The organism is Burkholderia catarinensis (assembly GCF_001883705.2).
Classification (GTDB): Bacteria; Pseudomonadota; Gammaproteobacteria; order Burkholderiales; family Burkholderiaceae; genus Burkholderia; species Burkholderia catarinensis.
In genome coordinates this window covers 12,595-35,308 of sequence record NZ_MDEQ02000021.1, presented here as the reverse complement: position 1 = coordinate 35,308, position 22,714 = coordinate 12,595, and the positions used below count along the sequence as shown (strand labels likewise).

Annotated in this window: 13 protein-coding genes and 1 pseudogene; 12 read left to right on the top strand and 2 right to left on the bottom strand. The window is 60.8% G+C overall.

Annotation, left to right across the window (positions count from 1 at the left end):
• Nucleotides 1–11 precede the first annotated feature (11 nt).
• The 10 genes from BFF94_RS27785 to BFF94_RS27740 all read left to right on the top strand — a co-directional run bounded on the left by BFF94_RS27785 (nt 12) and on the right by BFF94_RS27740 (nt 19,426).
• Nucleotides 12–470 carry a very short patch repair endonuclease gene (locus BFF94_RS27785; RefSeq protein WP_128847670.1) on the top strand — a complete coding sequence of 153 codons (459 nt, stop codon included), beginning with the start codon at nt 12–14 and terminating at the stop codon, nt 468–470.
• Nucleotides 471–483: 13 nt separating this feature from the next.
• Nucleotides 484–3,621: a DISARM system SNF2-like helicase DrmD gene (gene drmD, locus BFF94_RS27780; protein ID WP_128847668.1), complete on the top strand. Its 3,138-nt coding sequence runs from the start codon at nt 484–486 to the stop codon at nt 3,619–3,621.
• The gene (locus BFF94_RS27775; RefSeq protein ID WP_128847666.1) at nt 3,618–4,256 is read left to right on the top strand and encodes a restriction endonuclease; all 639 of its coding nucleotides are present in this window, start codon (nt 3,618–3,620) and stop codon (nt 4,254–4,256) included. Before drmD ends, BFF94_RS27775 begins: the two co-directional genes overlap by 4 nt.
• Nucleotides 4,250–8,635, top strand: coding sequence for an Eco57I restriction-modification methylase domain-containing protein (locus BFF94_RS27770; RefSeq protein WP_128847664.1), 4,386 nt, complete (start codon nt 4,250–4,252; stop codon nt 8,633–8,635). The genes BFF94_RS27775 and BFF94_RS27770 overlap by 7 nt, the downstream gene beginning before the upstream one ends.
• Nucleotides 8,636–8,711: 76 nt before the next feature.
• Nucleotides 8,712–10,133, top strand: a complete 1,422-nt coding sequence (locus tag BFF94_RS27765; RefSeq protein WP_128847662.1) for an ATP-binding protein — start codon at nt 8,712–8,714, stop codon at nt 10,131–10,133.
• Nucleotides 10,130–11,125, top strand: a complete 996-nt coding sequence (locus BFF94_RS27760) for an O-methyltransferase (RefSeq protein ID WP_128847660.1) — start codon at nt 10,130–10,132, stop codon at nt 11,123–11,125. The genes BFF94_RS27765 and BFF94_RS27760 overlap by 4 nt, the downstream gene beginning before the upstream one ends.
• Before the next feature lie 19 nt (nt 11,126–11,144).
• Complete coding sequence (gene drmA / locus BFF94_RS27755) at nt 11,145–15,116, top strand: DISARM system helicase DrmA (RefSeq protein ID WP_128847658.1); 3,972 nt, start codon at nt 11,145–11,147, stop codon at nt 15,114–15,116.
• Nucleotides 15,117–15,118: 2 nt separating this feature from the next.
• Nucleotides 15,119–16,990, top strand: a complete 1,872-nt coding sequence (drmB, locus tag BFF94_RS27750) for an MrfA Zn-binding domain-containing protein (RefSeq protein WP_128847656.1) — start codon at nt 15,119–15,121, stop codon at nt 16,988–16,990.
• 1 nt (nt 16,991) lies between these two features.
• Complete coding sequence (drmC, locus tag BFF94_RS27745) at nt 16,992–17,753, top strand: DISARM system phospholipase D-like protein DrmC (RefSeq protein WP_128847654.1); 762 nt, start codon at nt 16,992–16,994, stop codon at nt 17,751–17,753.
• Nucleotides 17,750–19,426: a hypothetical protein gene (locus BFF94_RS27740; protein WP_128847770.1), complete on the top strand. Its 1,677-nt coding sequence runs from the start codon at nt 17,750–17,752 to the stop codon at nt 19,424–19,426. Before drmC ends, BFF94_RS27740 begins: the two co-directional genes overlap by 4 nt.
• A 427-nt stretch (nt 19,427–19,853) precedes the next feature.
• Here BFF94_RS27740 and BFF94_RS27735 read toward each other — a convergent pair whose 3' ends face one another.
• Both BFF94_RS27735 and BFF94_RS38010 read right to left on the bottom strand, forming a co-directional pair.
• Nucleotides 19,854–20,507, bottom strand: coding sequence for a hypothetical protein (locus tag BFF94_RS27735; RefSeq protein ID WP_128847651.1), 654 nt, complete (start codon nt 20,505–20,507; stop codon nt 19,854–19,856).
• Between the two features lie 459 nt (nt 20,508–20,966).
• Nucleotides 20,967–21,152, bottom strand: a pseudogene (locus BFF94_RS38010) (RHS repeat-associated core domain-containing protein); the annotation flags it as partial.
• A gap of 410 nt (nt 21,153–21,562) precedes the next feature.
• Between BFF94_RS38010 and BFF94_RS27725 the strand changes: the two are divergent.
• Both BFF94_RS27725 and BFF94_RS27720 read left to right on the top strand, forming a co-directional pair.
• A complete protein-coding gene (locus tag BFF94_RS27725; RefSeq protein WP_128847647.1) occupies nt 21,563–22,105 on the top strand; it encodes a hypothetical protein in 543 nt (180 codons plus the stop codon).
• Nucleotides 22,106–22,423: 318 nt separating this feature from the next.
• Nucleotides 22,424–22,627, top strand: coding sequence for a hypothetical protein (locus tag BFF94_RS27720; RefSeq protein WP_128847645.1), 204 nt, complete (start codon nt 22,424–22,426; stop codon nt 22,625–22,627).
• Nucleotides 22,628–22,714 lie beyond the last annotated feature (87 nt).

Sequence of the window (22,714 nt, the reverse complement as noted above, 5' to 3'; positions counted from 1 at the left end):
ATTGACCCGTAATGTCGAAAATTCCGCCCTCTTCGCCTGAAGCCAGTCGCCGCATGGCGAAAATCAGGCAGAAGGGTACAGACGCCGAAGTCGCTTTGCGGCGGGAGTTATATCGAATCGGTTTGCGGTACAGGATCGATTACGAGGTTCTGAAGAAGCCTCGCCGCGTTGCCGATATTGCATTTCCAGGGCGGAAGATCGCAATTTTCGTTGATGGCTGTTTTTGGCACGGTTGTCCCCAACATGCTTCGTGGCCGAAACGTAACGCAGAGTTTTGGCGGCAGAAGATCGAGACGAATCAGTTGCGGGACGCAGACACGAACGAACGACTGCGCTCCCTCGGTTGGACGGTTCTCCGATTTTGGTCGCACGAATCACCGACTGATGCCGCCGCAGTCGTCGCAAACTTGGTTACGAGGATCGACTTGAATCGTCGTACCGCGTTGCACGACATAAAAAGCAAGAATTGAAAAAGGTAGCCACATGAGTATCCCGGGGGAACGGCAGTCGCAGGCATATCGGGCTCGGCCGGAGCCGGGGCAACTGGTCGAAGTGCGTCGCCGTCAGTGGGTGGTAGCGGATATCGACGCCGCTCGGCTGGATTCGGACCATTCTGCGCGTCAACATTGCGTGACACTCTCGTCGATCGACGAGGATGGGCTTGGCGAGGAACTGGAGGTCGTCTGGGAAATCGAGCCAGGCGCTCAGGTCATTGAGCGCGCAGGCCTGCCTTCGGTCACGGGACAGGACGATTCAGGCATGCTCGACGCTTTTCTCGACGCCGTGCGGTGGGGCGCAGCCACCAACGCCGACCGGGGGTTTCTGCAGGCACCGTTTCGCAGTGGCGTCAGTATCGAGGACTTCCAGCTAGATCCGCTGGTGCGTGCCATTGACATGGCGCGCGTCAATCTGCTCATCGCCGATGATGTTGGCCTCGGCAAGACCATCGAAGCAGGTTTGGTCATTCAGGAATTGCTCTTGCGGCACCGTGCCCGCACTGTCCTTATCGTCTGCCCCGCGTCACTTCAGGAGAAGTGGCGCGTCGAGATGCTGGAGAAGTTCGGCCTCGACTTCCGGGTGGTAGACACCGATTACATCAAGCGGTTGCGGCGCGAGCGCGGCATCCATGCCAATCCATGGACGTCGCATCCTCGCCTCATCACGTCGATGGATTGGGCCAAGGGCGGCGAAGGTTTGCGCGCCATGCGCGACGTGATCCCACCGCACGCCGGTCATCCGCGCAAGTTCGATCTGCTGGTTGTGGACGAGGCGCATAACGTCGCTCCAGCCGCTGGGGCGCACTATGCGTTGGAAAGCCAGCGTACGCGCTTCATCCGCGCCATCGGGCCACATTTCCAGCATCGTCTGTTCTTGACCGCCACACCACACAACGGGTACACAGAGTCGTTTACCTCGTTGCTGGAATTGCTCGACGACCAGCGTTTTGCCCGCAACATCCTCCCCGACGAAAAGAAATTGAGTCAGGTGATGATTCGGCGCTTGAAGAGCGATCTAGTCGATGTGGAAGGTAACTCCTTGTATGCCCGGCGCACCTTGCAGGCTCTTGAAGTCCCGTACACGGCGGAAGAGCGCGAGATTCACCGCACGCTGGACGATTACTGCGCCAGCCGTGAAAAAGATGCCGAGAAAGCTGGCAATGGCTTCGGCACGACCTTCGTCAATCGCCTCCTCAAGAAACGTTTGCTCTCGTCACCAGCGGCGTTCGCATCCACGCTCGAAAAGCACGTCACGTCACTGTCAGAAGCGCGGCCCGCGAAGCCGGACATGATGACCGAACGCATCCTACACAAGGCCATCCTGAAAGCCGACGAGGACTATGCCGACGACCGGGAGGTCGAGAACGCTCAAGCCGAAGCCGTCGAGGAAGCCACGCGCCGCTCAATGCCGCTGACGTCAGAGCAGCGGGCGACGCTGGATGACTTGCGGGCATGGGCGCAACGAGCCAGGAATCAGGCCGACTCCAAGGCCCAAGCCATGCTCGACTGGCTCTCGGCCAACCTCAAGCCGAATGGCCAGTGGAACGATCGCCGGGTGATCCTGTTCACCGAATATCGCACCACGCATCAGTGGATGCATCAAATCCTCGCCAGCCACGGCTTCGGCGGCGAGCGTCTCGGTCTGCTCCACGGCGGCCTATCCCAAGAAGAACGCGAGCCCATCAAGGCGGCGTTCCAAGCTTCGTCGCAGGATTCGCCCATGCGCATTCTGCTCGCCACCGACGCGGCCTCCGAAGGCATCGACTTGCAGAGCCACTGCAATCGGCTCATCCACTTGGAGATTCCCTACAACCCCAACGTGATGGAGCAGCGTAACGGGCGTATTGACCGCCACGGCCAGCGCGAGAAGGAAGTGATGATCTGGCACCCGGTCGATGGCGGCGGTGCGAACGGCGCATCGGTCGGCGGCCATGGCGAGGACATCCTTCGCGCACTGCGGAAACTGGACTCGATGCGCGCCGACATGGGCAGCGTCAATCCGGTCATCGCGCCGCAGATGTCCGGCCTCATCGAAGGCTCCCTGAAGGACTTGGACACTCGTCTGGCCGAGGCGCGGATCGCCCGCGCCAAGAACTTCGTGCGCGCAGAGCGCGAGATGAAGGAGCGCGTCGCCAAGCTGCACGAGCGTCTGCTCACCACCACGCAGGATTTCCATCTCACGCCCGACCACGTCCTGATGGCCGTGAAGACCGGCCTCGCGCTGGCGGGTCGTCCGCCGCTGGAACCGGACGAACTTGCCGGCGCGCCTTCTGGTAGCGTCTTCCGGATGCCTGCGCTGTCTGGTTCGTGGGCGCGCTGTCTGGAAGGGCTGCGCCACCCGCACACCCAGAAGATACGGCCCATCACCTTCGACCACGCCGTCGCCAGTGGCCGCGACGACGTTGTGCTCGTCCACTTGAACCATCGCTTGGTGCAAATGTGCCTGCGCCTGCTGCGCGCCGAAATCTGGGCGCAGGACGACGTGAAGAAGCTGCATCGTGTCACCATCCGCACTGTGCCGGACGCGCTCGTCGATGGTTCCGCCGTGCTCGTCGTTTCGCGGCTGGTAGTCACCGGTGGCAACCACCACCGGCTGCACGAAGAACTGACGGTGTCGGGCGGCTATCTACGCGACCAATCCTTCCGCCGCGAAGAAGCTGTCACCCGCGTCCAGCAATGGCTGGACGAATCGAAATCGATCACGGCGGCTCCGCCCCTGTTCGACGCGCTGCGCATCCGCTTCGACCGCCAGCAGGAAGCCATCTTGAAAGCCGTGGACGCCCGTTCCAAAGAACGCCTCCGTTACCTGACCAACACGCTTCAGACCCGCAAGCAGCAGGAAATCGACGACATCGGAACCGTGCTTGACGAACTGGAGAAGGCGATCCAGTCCGAATTGAAGAAAGGCGAGCAGCCTGAACAGCTCACGCTCTTCACCGAGGACGAACGCACGCAGCTCCACCGCGACATCGCCGCGCTGGAGGCGCGCCTTGCGCGCATCCCCGACGAGCGTCAGATAGAGACGCAGGCCATTGAATCCCGTTACGCCAAGCTCGACGACCGCACCTTCCCGGTCGCTGTGATCTTCGTCGTGCCCGAGTCCACGTCAGCGGTGGCGAAATGATGACCTGGCAGGAATATCAGGAGGCCGTCGCCGAGTTCTACGAGCAAATCGACGACTTCGGTAACGTCAGAAGAAACGTCATGGTTCCGGACAAGATCACCGGTCAGCCACGGCAAATCGACGTGCTCATCGAAATCGAGGCCAAGGGGCATCCGCTAAAGATGATTGTCGATGCCAAGTTCCACGCCGTTCCCATCGATGTTCGAGAGGTCGAGTCAGTCCTTGCACTAGCTGATGCCGTTGGCGCAAACAAAGCGATCGTCGTCGCGGCGAATGGGTGGACGGCGCCAGCTAAGAAGAAGGCCGACCATGCTGGATGCGGTCTCGAACTGCTGTCAGTGGAAGATGCCCTTGATTTGATCGTTCCTGATAAATGGACGATGTGTCGATCTTGCGATGCCGATTGCATCGTGCTTGATCAAGAAGGTGCCGTCACGTTTGAGGGCGGCTCGTGGTTCTGGTGGCTTGCCGGTCAATGCCGAGGGTGCAAGTGCGCGCGTATCCATTGTCAAGACTGTGGCACGAAGGCATTTGTCGAACTCCATGACTCCGTTGTCTGCGGTTGCGGACACCGATGGTTAAGCTCCGATAACGGCGTCACGATCTCTTTCTTTGAGGAAGAGCCTGAATGGTGACCCACATTCAACACTACGACTGGCTCTCGCTCATCGAGATTTCCGGTCCTTTCCTCGCCGTCCCCGTCCTCAAGGAAGCCTTCCCGCAAGGACTGGAAGAACTCGATGGCGGCAAACGGAAGCGGTTGCGACAAGCCTACGATGAATGGCACGAGGCACTGGAAACCGACGATCCCCGCTTTGCGGATTTGCATATGGCGTGGATCGACGAGGTCTTATCACGGGGGCTGGAACTCGATGAAGACGGTCGTGGCGACGTACTCAAGCGCAAGGATTGGTGTGCCGCGCACCTGAACGTCAGCCTGCCCGAGCACGGCGTGCACCTATCGCCGGACTTCACCGTCGTCGGGAGCGACGACAAGCCGCTGATGCTCATCCACGCCTATGAGCCTAACGTCGATCTCAATGCCACCTCGAAGCTGGACGGCTGGGCTAGCACACCGGCGGAACGCATGGTCAGGCTCTGTCGCACCACGGGTTGCCGTCTCGGGCTGGTGACCAACGGCGAACGCTGGATGTTGGTCGATGCGCCGGTGGGCGCGGTCACGACCTTCGCCAACTGGTATGCGCGCATCTGGGCGCAGGAACCCGTCACCCTCCAAGCCTTCCTCCACCTCTTGAGCGTCCGGCGTTTCTTTGTCGATGAATCGGAACGACTGCCCGCACTGTTCGATCGCTCGTTGAAGTTCCAGGACGAAGTGACCGATGCCTTGGGCGAACAGGTGCGACGCGCGGTCGAGGTGTTGATCCAGTCGCTGGACAAGGCAGACCAAGACCGCGACCGGGAACTACTTCGCAGCGTGAAGGAAGCCGAACTCTATGAAGCGGCGCTGACGGTGATGATGCGGCTAGTCTTCCTGCTCTCCGCCGAAGAGCGCGGCCTGCTGCTCTTGGGCGACGAACGCTACGAAGCCAACTATGCGCTCTCGACCCTGCGTATGCAGTTGCGCGCCGAATCGGACGAGATTCTGGAGCGTCGTTGGGATGCGTGGTCGCGTCTGTTGGCTGTCTTCCGCGCCGTGTACGGTGGCATTGAGCACGAAAACTTGCGCCTGCCTGCGCTGGGCGGCTCGCTGTTCGATCCAGACCGTTTCCCCTTCCTCGAAGGCAGGGCCAAAGGCTCCGGCTGGCGCACCGACGTCGCCAAGCCGCTGCCGATCGACAACCGCACCGTCCTGCTGTTGCTCGAAGCCATTCAGCAATTCCAGGGACGGACACTGTCCTATCGGGCGCTGGACGTCGAGCAAATCGGCTACGTCTATGAGGGGCTGCTGGAGCGCACCGTAAAGCGCACGGTCGAGGTTACGCTGGAACTCGACTCCACCAAGAGTGCCCAGTCGCCTTGGGTCACCTTGGCCGAACTCGAATCCGCCCGGCTGGACGGTACCGACCGTTTGGCCGAACTCCTGCAGCAGCGTTCCGGAAGCTCCGCCAGCCGCGTGCGCAACGACCTGAGCAGACCCGTGGATGATGCGCTCGCCGATCGCGTGCTGACCGCTTGCCATGGCGATACCGCATTGCGCGATCGCATCATCCCGTTCGGCCATCTGGTGCGCACCGATCCTTGGGGCTATCCACTGGTCTATCCCGCAGGCGCTTTCATCGTCACCACCGGCTTCGACCGGCGCGAAACTGGTACCCACTACACGCCGAAATCCCTCACGGAGGCCATCGTCGCGGAGACGCTCACGCCGATCACCTTCGTTGGCCCTGCAGTGGGTACGCCGCGCGCGGAGTGGTCACTCAGGTCGCCCTCCGAACTGCTCGACCTGAAGATCTGCGATCCGGCCATGGGGTCGGGGGCTTTCCTCGTTCAAGCGTGCCGGTACTTGGCCGACCGGCTGGTGGAGGCATGGGCGCATGCCGAGGTGCTGGGCAAGATGATCGGTGTCGATGGGCGGGTGGCGGACGCCGACGCCAGCATTGAGGCGCTGCCACGCGACACCGAGGCGCGCACCATTGTCGCCCGCCGCCTCGTCGCGGAACGCTGCATCTACGGCGTCGATCTGAACCCGCTGGCTGTGGAGCTGGCCAAGCTTTCCATCTGGCTGGTGACGCTGGCCAAGGGGCGACCCTTTGGCTTCCTTGACCACAACCTGCGCTGTGGGGACAGCCTGCTTGGCATCCATCGGCTGGATCAACTCACCCAACTTTCGATGAATCCCAGCGGACAGGGCCAACTACGCCTGTTCGGCCAGGGTATCGAACGGGCCGTGCGCGAGGCTATCGAGCTGCGCTCGCGTCTGCGCGAGATGCCCATCCGCGACATCCGCGACATCGAAGCCATGGTACATCTGGACGCCGACGCTCGGCGCAGGCTCGAAATCCCGGAATGCATCGCAGATGCGTTCATCGGGGAAGTATTCGCATCGGGCAGCAACGTCGGGGGGATGGAGAACGCCCTGGCTTCACTGACCATTCAAGCCGGACAGGCCATCGACGACAACCGCGACGTGCTCGTTGCGATGCGCCGAAGATCGTTTGTCGCGCTCTCGACCGATCTATCCGGTAACAAGCCCGCCCGTCGGCCTTTCCATTGGCCGCTGGAGTTTCCAGAGGTGTTCGGGCAGGGACGCGGCGGCTTCGACGGTATCTTCGGCAATCCTCCCTTTCTCGGTGGGAAGCGCATCACCGGCGTTACGGGCACTGCCTTCCGCGATTGGCTAGTCGCACATATCGCCGAGGGGCGAGGGGGCTCTGCGGATCTGGTCGCTTACTTCTTTTTGCGAGCATGGAGCTTGCTGCGCGAAGGCGGCGGTTTCGGACTGATTGCAGTAAACACCATTGCGGAAGGCGAAACGCGACAGGTCGGGCTTGAGGCAATGGTCGCTGCAGGTGCCGTCATCCACGCGGCCTACCCGAACGAACCTTGGCCCGGAAAAGCGGCGGTTATCACCAGTCGCGTGCATGTCCGTAAAGGGGAATGGCGGGGCGAACGCTCGCTGCTCGGGCGACCGGCTTCCTTCATATCGGCTTTCCTTTCTGACCGGGAGGAATGGAGTCTGAAGCAGCTGAAAGCCAACGAGGGGAAAGCATTTGTCGGCTCTTACGTACTAGGCATGGGATTCGTGCTCTCACCCGGCGAAGCGCAATGGATGCTTAGTGCCGATCCGAAGAACGCTGAAGTGATCTTTCCCTATATCAATGGCGAAGACCTTAATACAGACCCGGAACAACGACCGAGTCGCTGGGCGATCAGCTTTTGGGATTGGTCGGAGGAGCGCGCACGAGAGTATGAATTACCTTGGCAATGGATTGAGGAGCGAGTCAAACCAGAGCGGCAGCGTCGTAACGAACGCGGGGAATTTGTGCTCCGAAAGCCACTCCCTGAACGTTGGTGGCACTACGCTGACAAACGGCCGGCTCTATATCACGCCATTGGTCGTGGCTGCCACTTCGAGCGCCACCCGGCCGGTTGGTCACCCGAGGGGAACCAACCGCCGCGGGTGCTGGCGCTCACGCGCGTGAGTAAGACACTGGCGTTCTCGTTCGTCGATTCCAACATCGTTTTCTCCGACGCGACCGTCGCGTTTTCGCTTGGTCGTGGGCGGGATTTCGCGCTGTTACAGTCAAGCATCCACGCGGTTTTCGCTTGGCAGCATGCGTCACGCCTCAAGAGCGATTTGCGGTACAGCCAAACGGACGCACTTGGACCGTTCGCTTTTCCAGATGGATACGGTGACCAGCCGAACGACCTGCTTGATAGTTTAGGAAATCGGCTTCACCAAGCACGCATTGAAGTCATGCAGGCCGATCGAATCGGCCTGACCAAGCTCTACAGCCGATTTCATACCGACACCGAGCATGATCCTCGCATTGAAGGGCTGCGCTCGCTGCAACGCGAGATCGACGCCGCCGTTGCGCGCACCTATGGTTGGGGCGACCTCGCCCTCGAACACGGCTTCCACGAAGTGCCATATTTGCCAGAGGGCGATCGTGTTCGTTTCACCATCTCGGAGTCTGTACGCGTCGAAGTGCTGCGGCGGCTGTCGGAGTTGAACCGTCAGCGTTACGAGGGGGAAGTCGCCCGCGGGCTGCATGCCGACGGCACGCCGCGTGTGTCGACCCGAATCCCGCGCGCCAGCCGCACCTCCGGCGCGGCATCGGCCCAATCGTCGCTCGACTTCGAGGCAGGGGCTGCGACTACCGCGAATGGCGCGACGCCCGCCACGGCGATCCTCGGCTTCCTGAGTGCGCACGATGGTTGGCATGCCAAGGCCGACGTTCTTGTCGCCACCGGTATGACGGACGGCCAGTGGAACGCCGCGATCGCTAATCTGATCTCGAGTGGCAGAGTCGAGCGCCAAGGCGAGAGGCGCGCCACTCGTTATCGAGTCCAGCCAGGCCACGGGAATGACCCTCACGGGAGGGCGTTATGACTCGAATTCACGCAGCGCTGGCGTTCGTTATGAACGTCGTTTCGATGAGATCGCATCGCACACGGAGTAATCATCCATGACAAAACCAAGCACTGACACAGCCCAGGCCAGCCCGACGAAGCAGTTCTTCGTGTCTATGCTCACGCGCGACATCAGCCTCGCCGATGCGATCCTCGACCTGCTCGACAACTGCCTTGATGGCGCAATGCGTCTGGCGGATGGTGGCGATGTCGATTACACGAAGCATTTCGTGAAGATCGAGGTCGCCGAGGATCATTTTTTGATCGCCGACAACTGTGGCGGTATCCCGCGCGAGGTTGCCAAGAATTACGCCTTCAAGATGGGGCGAGAGCCAGACGACGACCGCGATTCGGAGGCTGAGACCATCGGCATGTACGGTGTCGGCATGAAGCGCGCGATCTTCAAGATGGGCCGTAATGCATTGGTACGTACCCGCCATGGTGACGACACGTTCGAGGTGCCGATCACATCGCAATGGTTGGAGGCCAAAAACTGGGATTCGCTCCCGATCAACGAGCCAACTGAGGCGAGCGAACGACTGGGAGAAGCAGGCACCACGATCCGTGTCACTGATTTGTACGAAGGCGTCTCGCGGCATTTTGCCAACGCGGCGTTCGAAAACGAAGTGCGTACCGCGATCGCGGAACACTTCACGATATTCATCCAATGGGGCCTGAGAGTGGAGTTCAACGGGACGCCCGTGGAGTCCGTTCGTGTCGAGGTGCTAGTTTCGACAGACGAAGACCGCCCGGCTCCATACATCTACCAGAAAACGATAGACGGCGTGCTCGTCTCGATCACCGTCGGCCTCAATACAGGGAAGAGTCTCGGTGATGATGATGAAGATGATGCTGGCTTTGAGCGCGATCGTTCATCTGCAACCGCTGGCTGGACGGTGCTCTGCAATGACCGCGCGGTCATCGTGGGAGACAAAAGTCGCCTGACGGGCTGGGGTGATGGTATTCCGCTCTACCACCCGCAGTTCGCCATTGTCACGGGCATCATCGAGTTTCGGTCCAAACACGCCGACAAGCTGCCGGTCACGACGACGAAACGGGCGCTCGATACCTCATCGAACGTCTGGCTGGAGTCCCTCGTCAAGATGAAGGAGGGTATGCGCATCTGGATTTCGTACACGAACCAATGGAAGAACTATCCGCGCTCCGACCAGTCGAGTCATTGGGAAACCGCCAAGCCGATGCCGTTGAGCCGTGCCATTGAGGTCGTTGCCGCCCGCAGTGCCACTAGAAAGCTGGCTGATTCCATCGAATTCAATCCGCAGAAGGCGAAAGTTTTGCCGGAACCGGAGGACAAGAAGCCGTCGTCCAGACGGATCGTGTTTTCCCGTCCTGCAGAGGAGGTACGGCTCGTCTCAAAGATGTTGTTCGATGATCCGGATGAAAAGCCAGGCATCGTCGGCGACAAGTGCTTCGAGATGCAGCTTACGAAAGCCAAGAAGCAGGGGGGTGAACGATGAGCGCAGGTTCCTCACTACCGTACCGCTTGCGGCCCAACAAAGCCGTGGATCGGGAGTTGTTCCTGTCGCTGTTGATGCGGCTGGCTCCGAAGCTCGTACTCGAAAATTATCACTACGTTGGCCTCGGCGGTCCCTTTCTTGAAGACTTTCGGCTGATCCACGGTCGACTTGGCATCGCAAAGATGACGTGCATTGAGACGGAGGAGCAGGTGCATAAGCGCCAGATGTTCAACCGCCCAGTCGCGTCCATCGAGTGTGTCCACAAGAGTCTCGAAGACTATCTCGACGAAACCGATTTCGATTCCCCCGCTATCATCTGGTTCGACTACACGGAACCCAAGGGCATCACCTCGCAGATCGAACGGTTCGCACGCACCATCGGGGCAGTGCCGATCGGTAGCATTCTGCGTGTCACGCTCAATGCCAATCCCGAGTCATTAGGGAAGCCTAATCCCAAGGACATCTCGGTCGAGGCCGAGGGTGAGGTCTCCGAGGATCGGGCACAAAAGCCGACGACTCAGGAATGGCGTCTCGCACGTTTCAAAGAACGGCTAGGCTCTCTCTTCCCGAGCGGATTGACCGCCGATGGCATGACGCACAAAAACTATGGCAAGAGCCTGTTGCATGCGCTCAAGTTGGCGGTCGATAAGGAAGCGCTCAGTTTTCGGGATCGTCGAATCGTTTGGGCACTCGCTACGCACTACGCTGACGGCCAGGCCATGGTGACGGCTGCGCTCGTGGTTTGTAAGCACGATGACATGGCCATTGAAGAATCGGTGATGGCTTGGGAGTTCCATACGACGACTGATGCGCCGCATCGGGTCGATTTGCCTGCGCTCTCGACACTGGAGCGGCTGACTATGGAGTCGAACGACGACGCTGAGAACAAGATGGGCTTCGTATTACCGAAATCGAACATGGGCGAAAACCCGTTCGAGGTTTTCAGGAAGTTCTATCGCATCTACCCGCACTTTTCGCGGGTCGAGCTTTAGCCATTGAGGTAGCGGCAGCATGATGACAACACCCAACGCATGGATCGCCGTCGATCATGGTATCGGCACCGATCCTAGGCTCAAACGCTACACACTGGTCTTGAAGGGCGATCGTTCTTTGTATCAGGCCATCGTCGAAGACGATTGGGTGCTCGTATTGAATTCCTCCGAGGACGTTGTCCGCGCCGGGCGCGTGCTGCGGCTTCGCTTCGATCTCGAAACCACGACGATCTACTTCGATCGAGTATCCGTCGCCGAGTCCCCTGTGTCGGCCACCAGCGTATCGTTGGCCCCGCCGTCGTCGGGAAACGTCGGACGCATCCAGTGGGAAGAGTTCGTAGCAGCTCTGTCCGCGGCACTGCATCAGAACATTGATGGCGTGTCGCCGGTCGAGGATCGGGCCTACGTTCGCGAACTGTTGCAATTGGCCGTAGTGGACGACTTGCTTGGCCCGGCGGGCGGCCAGCATGAACGCATCGTGGACATGAGCGTGCGGGACCGCTATCTCGTCGGCAAGCTTGCACCGCGCGAGGATGCCCAAGGTGGCATCGAAGGCCTGGAAGGCCCGTTGGCTGAGAACGAGGTAGAGGAGCCCACTGACCCCATCGTTCCCGGCCAGCACGAACCCGGTGCCGAGTTCGGCACGGCGACAGGACGGGTCGAGCCGGAATCTGATTCCTCCGACGAAATCGACGCCGCCAGCAATCAATCGCTGGTGCCCAGCAGCTTTGGCATGACCTTCTGCGTCGACGGTGACGCCGAGCGCATCGAGGTCGAGGCACGCTGGGGTTGCTATGAGCGCGTGCCCAACTCAGAACACGATCAGACGCGATCCAATAATGGGCCGAAGGTCAAGGTCTGGCAGCGCATCCCCTGCGGTGGAAAGCTACCGTTGCTGCTTACCGAAGGTGTGATTTCCCCTCAGAACCCGGATACGAATTGTCCGGGGGTTCTGATACAGGGTTCCGTCCGTGCCAAAAACGCCAATGGCGATCGATTGGTGACGCTGTTCCTCATCAACGCTCAGGAGGAGCCCGACATCAACCGTGACACGGCGTGGCTGTTTCAGCCGAAGTTGATCGTGCGCGCGGAAGCGAAGGCCCCCAATCGCTCCATCTTCCGCCGCCGCCCCGTGCTGGACGCCGACGGCATGGACACCGAACGCGAGTCGCTGGAGATGATCTACCGCAACCGCGTGGAGTTCGCGGTCGGGCATGGCGTCGCCGTCCACGCCAAGACGGCGGACGATGCGACGCTGGCCACTGAAGTGTGCACCACCGTCCTGCCAGAGTACGAAGTGCAGGTCACGGAGACACCGGGCTTAGATGCCGCAGACCGCCCGTCGATGAAGGAGATGGTGGCGAGCGGTCTGCTCGACATGCAGCGCCTCGCCACACTGGGCGTCACCGAGCTGGTCGATGCCTTGAGCGTGCTAACGAAGGACTACGCCGAGTGGATCGCCGAGCAGCGAACCCGCATCGGGGAAGATGTGGTTGGCTATGACGCGCAGGCAGCGCAGGCTCTGGATCGGTGTCAGGAAATCCAGTCGCGTTTGCAGCAGGGTATCGACACTCTGAAGAATGACGAGAAGGCGCTGGCTGCTTTCCGCTTCGCCAACCGGGCGATGGCCATCCAGCGTGTGCGTAGCCAGTACGCGCTAGAAATCCGACGAGGCCGTGACGTGACGGTCGCTCAGTTCGATTTGCCGAAGAACCGGAGCTGGCGTCCGTTCCAGTTGGCGTTCCTGCTGTTATCGATCCCGTCGCTGGCGGACCCCTCGCATCCGGATCGCGTGCAACCGATAGAAGCCCATGCCGATCTGCTGTGGTTCCCTACCGGCGGTGGCAAAACCGAAGCCTATCTGGGCGTGGCGGCATTCACGATGGCTATCCGCCGCCTCCAAGGCAAGCTCGGCGGCTACGACGGTTCACGTGGGTTGGCTGTGGTCATGCGCTACACCCTGCGCCTCCTGACCTTGCAGCAGTTTCAACGCGCTACGGCACTGATCTGCGCTATGGAGGTACTACGGCGACAGGCGCTGGCCAGCGGCGATTCGGCGTTGGGCCACGAGCCATTCACCATCGGTCTGTGGGTCGGCAACAAAGTGACGCCAGGCACGACCGAAGACAGCCATCGCGCCATCGAGGACATCCGCAACCCCGGCAAACACCATGCCGGGGCGACATCGTCCGCGCAACTGACCAGTTGCCCATGGTGCGGTTCTGAAATCGGGCCGGGGCGTGAGGTGGATGTCGATAAGCACCACGGGCGGACGCTTGTCTATTGCGGTGATAAGAAAGGCCGGTGCGAGTTCTCTCGCGGCAAGTCCAGCAAGTCGCTGCACCCAGGCATCCCGGTGTTGACGGTGGATGAAGAGATCTACCACCGCCCGCCAACGATGATGATCGCCACCGTGGACAAGTTTGCCATGATGGCGTGGCGCGGTCAGGTGCGGACGCTATTCGGTCGCGTGAGCCAGGAGTGTGAGCGTCACGGCCTACTTTGGCCTGGCTGCGAATGCAATACCGGGCATCGAGCGACCAAGGGGTTGCCTGCGGCGGCGGTGAAGCCCATCAGTCCCATTCGCCCGCCTGATTTGATCATCCAAGACGAGTTCCACCTCATTAGCGGCCCACTGGGGACGATGGTCGGCTTGTACGAATCCGCCGTCGACGAACTGTGCGGCTGGACGCTTGATGGCAAGACGGTCAAGCCCAAGATCGTCGCGTCCACGGCGACGGTGCGCAAAGCTAAAGAACAGGTGAACAACGTGTTCATGCGGTGCGTGTCTGTGTTCCCGCCGCACGGCCTGGATGTGGAGGACAACTACTTCTCGGTGCAGCGCCCGATTGAGGAGCGACCAGGACGGCGCTATATCGGCGTGTGCTCGCCCGGCAGCTCGCGGCCCGCGATGCTGATCCGTGTCTATACCGCGTTCCTCACCGCCGCCCAAGCCCTGTTCGACCGTTTTGGCGAACCCGCCGACCCGTACATGACGACAGTCGGCTACTTCAACTCGTTGCGTGAGCTGGGCGGGATGCGGCGCTTGGCCGAGGACGATGTTCAGACACGTTCCTACCGCGTGCAGATGAGCATGGTCGAACGGCCCGCGCTCGCGCAGCGCCGCGTCAACAACATCCGTGAGCTGACCTCGCGCGTTTCCAGTCAGGACATCCCCAAGTACCTCGACGATCTGGAGGTCAAGTTCAAAGCTACGTTCGATGCGGCTAGCGGGAAGTTCGTGACGAAATGGAACGAGGGCGATACCCGCGCGATAGACGTGGTGCTGGCAACCAACATGCTGTCGGTCGGTGTAGACGTGAACCGGCTGGGCTTGATGGCGGTGAATGGTCAGCCCAAGGGTACGGCGGAATACATCCAGGCCACCAGCCGCGTGGGTCGTTCCTTCCCCGGGTTGGTCTGCACGGTGCTCACATGGGCGCGTCCGCGTGACCTCTCGCACTATGAGACCTTCGAGCACTACCACGCGACTTTCTACAAGCATGTGGAAGCGCAGTCGGTGACGCCTTTCTCGCCACGCGCCATGGATCGCGGCCTGACTGGTGCGCTCCTCTCCCTGATGCGCTTGGAGAACGACGCCTTCAGCCCGAACGTAGGCGCGGGCGAGCTGGACAAGTCCGACAAGCCCGAGATCACCGAAGCTATCGACGTGTTGGTGCGGCGCGCTTGGAACGTCAGCGAGGCGTCCACGATCAAGAATCTGGCCGAGCGTGAACTGAAGCAACGCGCGGACGAATGGGCGAAGGAGGCGAGTGTGCCCGGTCGCACGCTGGCCTACGAAAAGCGCGGCGCGCAGGCGGCGACGATGGTCGGGCTGGTCAAGTCGCCGGGCATCCATGCATGGGACAACTGGACGGTGCCGATGTCGATGCGCGAGGTGGAGCCGGGCGTTCGCCTGATCATGAATACGGGACACATCTCGGACGACCACGGGTGGAAGCCGCGTCCGGTGCCGAAGGACGAGGACTGACCATGACCACCAATAGAACACCTGTCGGAGAAGTTCGCCCCAGTCAACTGCTTTGGACATATGGGCCGGGTGCGCTGATTGATCTGCCGAGCCTCTCGGTGGTGACGCTGGGCATCGACCAGTGGGAGAAAGATCGCTGCCAGCCCATCGCCGAGCCGCGCCTGCTCGCTGCCGTCCGCAAGGTTCTCGGCTCGCAGGTGGAGAACCTGCGTGTGCCACCGTTCCAGAAGAGCGAAGTCGTCGACCCGTGGTCGGCGGAGGCGAACATGGGGGTGCCCGTGCGCCCGTTCCCTCGCTGGATGCGTTGCGTGAAGTGCGGCCTGCTGTCGCCCTTCGATGCGGGGCTATTCGAGATCAAGGAAAACCGCTTTCGCCCGGAGCGAACCCGCTTCGTCCACAAGGGATGCCGTGGCTCCAAGGGCGACCAGCCCGCGAAGGACGCCGATGCCGTTCCGGCGCGTTTCCTATTGGCCTGCCGCGACGGCCACCTCGACGATTTCCCTTGGCGCTACTTCGTGCACGGCGGCAACAGCCCTTGCAAGGGGTCACTTCGGTTCTTCGAGAGCGGCGCCTCACTTCAGACTGAAAACCTCTGGGTTCGATGTGACGGTGACAATGTGCATTGCCGAGGTGTTTCACGCAGTCTTGCCCAAGCCTTCGGCAAGGCCGGGAAGGAAAACCTGCCGAGTTGCCGGGGCAGGCATCCGCACCTCGATCATTTCGACGAGGAGTGCGACGAGGAGGCTCGGGCCGTCCTACTGGGTTCGACGAACAGTTGGTTCCCGATTACCCTGTCGGCGCTGGCCATCCCGCAAGCCAAAGACCCGCTCGGTCAGTTGATTCAGGATGGATGGGAGTTCTTCGACGATCTGGATTCCGAGGTCGCCGTCGCCGTGACTGTGAAGACATTGAAGAAGGCCGGAGCCTTGCCGGGCATCGACAAGTACCTGGCATCGGACATCTGGGCGGCCATCGAAGCACATCGCAATGGCGGCGGGCTAGAGGTCGTCGGCGAAGCCGACATCAAGGGGCCGGAGTGGGAAGTTTTGATGGCGGCCAATCCGCCTGCCGACTACCCGCACTTCATGAGCAAGAAGGTGGGCACGCCCACAGGCTTCGAGAACCGGATCGGCAGAGTGCTGCTGCTGGAAAGGCTGCGCGAGGTCAACGCACTGCTAGGTTTCACCCGCGTGGAAGCGCCCGAGGAATCGAGTGATCCAAACGAGCGCGCCCAGATGGCGGGCCTCGCGCGCCGCAAGCCAGATTGGGTTCCGGCGAATCAGGTTCACGGCGAGGGCATCTTCATCCAGTTCGATGAAGCGGCGCTGCGGATGTGGGAGGCGCAGGCTGGCGTCAAGCGCGTGGATGGAATGCTCAAAGGTGGTCATCGTGGATGGCGCAATTCGCGCCACCTCGACCCGAACGAGGGCTACCCCGGCATCCGCTATGCCATGCTCCACACACTCTCGCACCTGCTCATCCGCGAACTGGCATTGGAATGCGGCTACAACGCGGCGAGTATCCGTGAACGCATCTACGCCGACGTGTCGGGCGCGAATCCGCAAGCAGGCATCCTCATCTACACGGCGGCTGCCGATTCCGATGGAACGTTGGGCGGCCTCGTCGATCTGGGCAAGCCGGAAAACCTCGGGCGGCTGCTACGGCAGGCGCTGAACCGATCGAAGGTCTGCTCGTCCGATCCGCTCTGCTCGGAGCACGATCCAGCGAAAGACCGCTCACTTCACGCGGCGGCATGCCATGCGTGCAGCCTCGTCGCCGAGACTTCCTGCGAACGAGGAAACCGTTACCTCGACAGATCGTTGTTGGTGCAGACCCTCGACAGTGGGGATGCCGCGTTCTTCGCGGGGATGTGACATGGAAAGGTTACTGGAAGCCGTCACAGCCGTAGTCTGTCTGATCTCCCCCGAGAAGGTTCAAGCGCTGGCGGGCAGGATTCGGAGGATTGACGGCGCGGAGGCGAATGTCTCGCTATCGGATGTCGTGGGTACACCTGCAGCCAGGGCTATCGTTGATCAGCTCGTTGATGCTTGGCGGGCCACGTCGGTCGGTCCCATAGAGCTCGCCTCGATGCTGCTCGCCGCCAGTCATGCGTTAGAGAACATGTCGACTCGCCAGTCCACCGAACTCGTGTGGACGGGGCCGACGACGCCATTCGTGTCTGCACGTCGAACGGAGCAAGCGCTCCTGCAAGTCATCAATGCTGCCAAGCAAACTCTGTTCGTTACCAGCTTCGTGGCCTATGACGTCTCGACGATCGTGAAGGCATTGAACGAAGCAAGCGCACGAGATGTGAGCATCTCTATGCTCCTCGAATCATCCCAAGATCATGGTGGCAGTATTTCGTTCGATGCGATCGGTAATATGAAGGCCCTTGTGCCCAATGCTCATCTCTATACATGGAGAGATCAGGGCGAAATATTTGCTGACGGACGAGTGCATGCCAAGGTGGCAGTGGCCGATCGACACACTTGCTTCATTACCAGCGCAAACCTGACGGGATTTGCCATGGAGAGGAACATGGAGGCAGGGCTGCTGCTTTCTGGAGGAAATATCCCGCAGATGCTGGAAGAGCATCTGTGCGCATTGGTGTCCTTGAAGGTCGTTTCTCCGGTATGAAAGACCCAGTGCACCTTCTCCAAGATGCCATTGAGGGCGAACGGTGTGTCCTGCGCGGCTATGAGAAACCTTCGGAGGCGTTGACCTTCGAGACCCTGCGTGCTCTCGATTACGTATTTTGCCGAGAGCTGATTCCTGAACTGAAGGAATTGGACGAATCTGGACTACGGATGGAGAGCGTCCGTAAGTACTCGATCAATGCAGCCTTGAGGCGAGTCCTGCCGTCCGAGTTGAAATCAGATGCGCCCAGACTCTTCACCTCCAATGCTGCGACTGCGGCGCAGACGGATGAGTTTCTGTGGCGGATGGGCTGCTTGACGATGGCCGAGAAACAACTGACTCTGTTGCGCTCGGGAGCCCTAAAAGGGGAGGTCGATAAGAAAAAGCTGAAGGGAATGACGCTGCTTGTCCTGTCGATACAAGACAGCACAGCCTACCGGGAACAGGTTGGGTTTCATGGGCTGAACTGGCTCAGTGACATGACGGTAGTGGAGGATCGCCCCAAGGAGGCTGCCTTGGAGCTTCGTCACATGGAAATGCTCCCCCGCCTGACCGGCTATCTTCGTGGTAACCCTTCACCCGAAGACCGATCTTTTGATGGCGTCGATGACTACTTCAAGGAATGGGCAGTTCTGTATCTGAGAAGGATGTCTTTTAGGGATATGCTGGCAGATGACGACCGCTTTGGAGGTCGTGCCTATTCGGCATATGTGGCTGTTCTCGAAGCGCTCTCAGCCATGTCGCAGCAGCGGCTTTGCTATGCCGGACTGTTGAATGCTGATGATCCACGCATTGGAGTCAGGAATCTCTTGACCGGCGGAGCACTTCACGAGGATTTGATCGAAGGGGTTGCCAATTTTCTTGATGCATCCCGACAAGAAATATCGGAGCTTTTGGATCACCTGACGTTGAGCCCTGCAAACGCCAAGGAGCATCTAGAGCGTGGAGCACAAGCATTCGCTCCGGCAGTCAGGACGAGCCAGCATTTGGTGGCGCTCCCGATGTACGGTCTGGAACTCAATCCATTTCTATTTCTCTGGGCGGAGCTGCGCAGGCGGTACGAGAAGGACTGGTTTGATGCGGCAAATCGACGGGAAAGCAGATGGGTTGCCGAACTGCGAGCACAGTTTCCTGCGCCGCACTGGCACTGCCTTGATGGTGTCAAGCTGAAGCGGGATGGTAAGACGGTCACTGATATTGATTTCGTCGTGTACGATGCTCGCTGCAATAGCGTCATTCTTTTCCAGCTCAAGTGGCAGCAGCCCTTCGTGGGCGACGACAAAGTGCGGCGGAACAATGCGAGTAACTTGGTCGATGACAGCAACAAATGGATCGCTGATGTCGTGGGCTGGATGGAGGCGGCTGGAGTCAACGGCTTGAAGGAGCGTCTCGCGATCAAAACCGATGCCGCTCTCTCCATTCACCTCGTCGTGCTAGGGCGGTACCATGCGCACTTCACGTCCGCAAGTGGCCATGATTCTCGCGCTGTCTGGTGTGATTGGGGCAACTTCCTACGCGAGCGAACCCAGCAGCCCAGCGATTCAACCGACGAGTTCGTGGCGTCTCTTGGAAAGTCGGTGGAGCGGGTGACGGCCGAGGTGGAGCCGGAATCTTTTTTCGTTCCTCTCGGCGGCGTCCTGATGCTCGTCAATCCGACGCGCATACATCGATGAACTCGTAATCTTTGCGGCGCAGTGCGGTACGCTACAATCTTGTCCAGCAGTCAGGTGTTGCTATGAGCGGCGCTTGGTTCCATTGACGCGTTGCATTCGGGTGGGCAATTGAACCAAAGTGTTTCCGAAGCTTGGGGGCACATTTGGGGGCACATAGAAGTCAGTGAATTTCTACAGGCCTTATGCGTCAAGGCTATACCGGAAGAATTCAATTCCTGCAGCCGCATCAAATTGAACGAAGGGCCGGGAGGTTTTCCTCCCGGCCCTTTGTCGTTTCTGTCCCGCAAGGCGACAAACCCGACGCGGGTCGCGTGGCATAACCGCTTCCACGCATCGCATGTTCCGACGCAAGCATGCGGAATCTCTTTCACGACTCCGTGCCGCACGATTTCCGGTGAGGGTGTCGCCTGTCAGGAGCGGTGCATCGCTAAGCGATGTCGTTGCGACGGAGCCAGTCTTTCAGGCAGTGCTTGCATACCGATTTCCCGCTTTCGAGCAGGTGGAGGCTGCGCTCGCCCGATTCCATTCGATGGATGCCGCTTGAAAGATCGACATCGTCACCGAGCAAGCGGAGAAGAAATGCTTCGTCGAACCAGAATTCGTTTTCTGCTTTTAGCGAAACCACGACTACCTTGATCAGTCGGCCGTGCGGCTGCGCGTCGCGCCGATCGATCAAGGCTGCCATGGCTGGCGATGTGCGCGAACCGACCGCAATCCCGTGGATGTCGCACTTGACTAGCGGACCGTCCAACGTCGCATTGTCGGCGACGATCGCCGTGTCGAACGCGCGTGACACGGGCGTCGGCGAGTACGGTTGTTCGCCCGAACGTACGAGCAGTTCGTCCAGGCAATCCGGGCAAACATGTTCGCACGCCCGGTCGAGCAACGCGAACTTTCGCAGCTCGGTGACATGCGCGACGCCGTCGACATGGTTGGCGGTGACCGCATGCTCGTCCAGATCCGCGCGCGTCATCCATACGACGTAGCTGCGTTTGGGCCGATCCAGCGATACCCGCACCAATTCATCGGGCTCGAACTGGCCGCGCTCCCGAATCCGGTCGTCGATGCGTTTCGCTGCCACCGTGAATGGCCGGACGCCGTGCCTGGCGCACAACGTTGGAGACCTCATCTGTCGTTACCTCGTTATCGATTAATTGACACGTGGACCGACGCCACGTCGATTGAGGAATGCCCACGCACGCTTGCCCCGCGCCGGAACGTCGGCTCCCCCAGCGTTGAGTACGTCCATCACGTGCGTCATGCAGCTGTTGTTGGACACGTCATAGGCACCGTCTGATTCGTCCCGGCTACCGGCGCTGTCGCGCTGGTAATTCTGTGCGGCACCGACGTCCGGTATGTCGAAGGTCGCGCTGTTGACCGGTTCGCCGGCCGTGATGCCACTGACGCGTGCGATCCAGGTTTCGTCGCCCGAAGTCTTCTGTTCGGTATGCATGCTGCCGGTACCGGCGATGGTCTTGACGGTGTAATGCCCGGTCGCACCGCCGATATGGTTGTACCAGTAGATCACGCATTTGCCTTTCGCCAGCCCGAGCGGGTCGATGTAGGCAACAGGATTGGGCGCGTACTGGTACGTATTCACACCGCCGTGCAGTGCGATCGGGTCTTCGCTGATGAAGCGCCCGAGCTGCGGATCATAGTACCGGAGGCGGTTGTAATGCAGCCCGGTTTCGTCGTCGAACTGTTGTCCCTGGAATCGCAGCGGGTTGGGTGGGCGCGCGATGCGCTGATGGCCTGACCTTACTGCCGATCGGGGCGGCTGCGTGCGCGTTGCGACGAACGGCGTGCGGCTTCGACGAAGCGTTTCGGCTGCCGACGGTTGGCCGGTTTCCGTCACGAGTGTAGTGGAAGGTGCTGCGGAAGGACACACGGTGTTGCCGGTTACGCGTCGAGCACGAAGTGCCGACCGGCCCGGCGAAGACGGCCCCTTCGGTTCGGCAGTCGGCAGTCGCCGGCCGCCGGATTCGTGGGCGCATCGGTCTTCTCGGTCCGCGGAGCGATCATCGCCGCGACGCGCAACTCGTCCGTGAATTACCGCCTCCCGTCGCAAGCCGCGCCGCCTGTCGGAATCGGGCAGTACGGTGTTGCCGTGTCCACTCCGATCAGGCGATTCCGACCATGTCCGCACTCCTTCAACTGAAGCCTTACGTGTACGTGATGTTCTGCGTGCTGCTCTATATCGGCATCAAGCGCTGTTTCCCGCGCGAAGTGCCGGCCGCACGACCGCTGATCTCGCCAGTCGCGCTCGGGATGCTCGGCATCGTCAGCATGAACGGACTTTTTCCGCATGCCGGCATCGACGCAAACGCGATCGCGCTGGCGGCCGTTCTGGGCGGCGCGGCACTGGGCTGGCTGCACGCGAGCCGGTGGCGGCTCGCGTACCGTGCGGAGCCGTCGGGCCTGCGCGTGCGCGTGCCCGGCGACGCAAGCCTGCTCGTCACGCTGATGCTGACGTTCGTCGCCGAAACCGGCATCCATTACGCGGTCGCCGTGCACGCGCCGTGGGCGGCGACGAACGGCTTCGTGATGCTGTCGTTCTCGGTATGGGGCGTGCTTGTCGGGATGACGCTCGGGCGCGCGGTGAACGTGGTCGTGCGCTGCATGCGCCACGCGAGCGGATCGGGGAGCAGCGGCTTCCCGTATTCGGCCGATTCGCGATGAGGGGCGCGAACGCGATGCGGCTCGTCGTCGTCGATCGAACCGGCATCGAATCGGAGCGGCGTATAGCGCGCGCCGTTTTGCCCCCGCTTTGCTGTCATGGTCGCGTCACGGTGCGCCCATAAGGTTGCACGTTCCCGTTGCGGCGGCATCGCCGGATCGGGGCCATGCGTAACACGCTCGCGACGACGTGCCCGCGTCGCAGGCGGCAACCGGGATCTCGCTCCCGGCGGCGCAGCGGTCATGCATCGCGCCATTTCATTCAAGAACACGATCGACGCCGGTTCGTAGTGAATCGCGGACGATTAGGAGACAGAGACCATGCTCAGTCCGCATGAATTCTCGATGCTGTTGCGCATTGCGCGTGCGCCGGACAGCGTCGATCCGTCGACGCAAGCCTTCGCCGTGCTCGTCGAAAAGCGGCTGGTCGACGACACGCAGGTGCGTACGTGTGCGGTGGCCGCGCGTCCTGCACTGACGCCGATCGGTCAGATGCTGCTCGCACGGTTTGACGAAGCCGCGTGAGCGGGAAAACGACCGCGTATAGGCGCTGCACGACACGCGTCACGCCTTCGCCAACCCGAAGCACGTGACGCGTCGAAACGCCGGGCC

What these genes read in the sequence shown, in the direction of transcription:
- BFF94_RS27725 (WP_128847647.1), top strand. Translation starts at nt 21,563, where the DNA reads ATGTCCGCACTCCTTCAACTGAAGCCTTACGTGTACGTGATGTTCTGC.
- drmA (WP_128847658.1), top strand. Translation starts at nt 11,145, where the DNA reads ATGATGACAACACCCAACGCATGGATCGCCGTCGATCATGGTATCGGC.
- BFF94_RS27765 (WP_128847662.1), top strand. Translation starts at nt 8,712, where the DNA reads ATGACAAAACCAAGCACTGACACAGCCCAGGCCAGCCCGACGAAGCAG.
- BFF94_RS27770 (WP_128847664.1), top strand. Translation starts at nt 4,250, where the DNA reads ATGGTGACCCACATTCAACACTACGACTGGCTCTCGCTCATCGAGATT.
- BFF94_RS27720 (WP_128847645.1), top strand. Translation starts at nt 22,424, where the DNA reads ATGCTCAGTCCGCATGAATTCTCGATGCTGTTGCGCATTGCGCGTGCG.
- BFF94_RS27775 (WP_128847666.1), top strand. Translation starts at nt 3,618, where the DNA reads ATGATGACCTGGCAGGAATATCAGGAGGCCGTCGCCGAGTTCTACGAG.
- drmD (WP_128847668.1), top strand. Translation starts at nt 484, where the DNA reads ATGAGTATCCCGGGGGAACGGCAGTCGCAGGCATATCGGGCTCGGCCG.
- BFF94_RS27785 (WP_128847670.1), top strand. Translation starts at nt 12, where the DNA reads ATGTCGAAAATTCCGCCCTCTTCGCCTGAAGCCAGTCGCCGCATGGCG.
- drmB (WP_128847656.1), top strand. Translation starts at nt 15,119, where the DNA reads ATGACCACCAATAGAACACCTGTCGGAGAAGTTCGCCCCAGTCAACTG.
- BFF94_RS27740 (WP_128847770.1), top strand. Translation starts at nt 17,750, where the DNA reads ATGAAAGACCCAGTGCACCTTCTCCAAGATGCCATTGAGGGCGAACGG.
- drmC (WP_128847654.1), top strand. Translation starts at nt 16,992, where the DNA reads ATGGAAAGGTTACTGGAAGCCGTCACAGCCGTAGTCTGTCTGATCTCC.
- BFF94_RS27760 (WP_128847660.1), top strand. Translation starts at nt 10,130, where the DNA reads ATGAGCGCAGGTTCCTCACTACCGTACCGCTTGCGGCCCAACAAAGCC.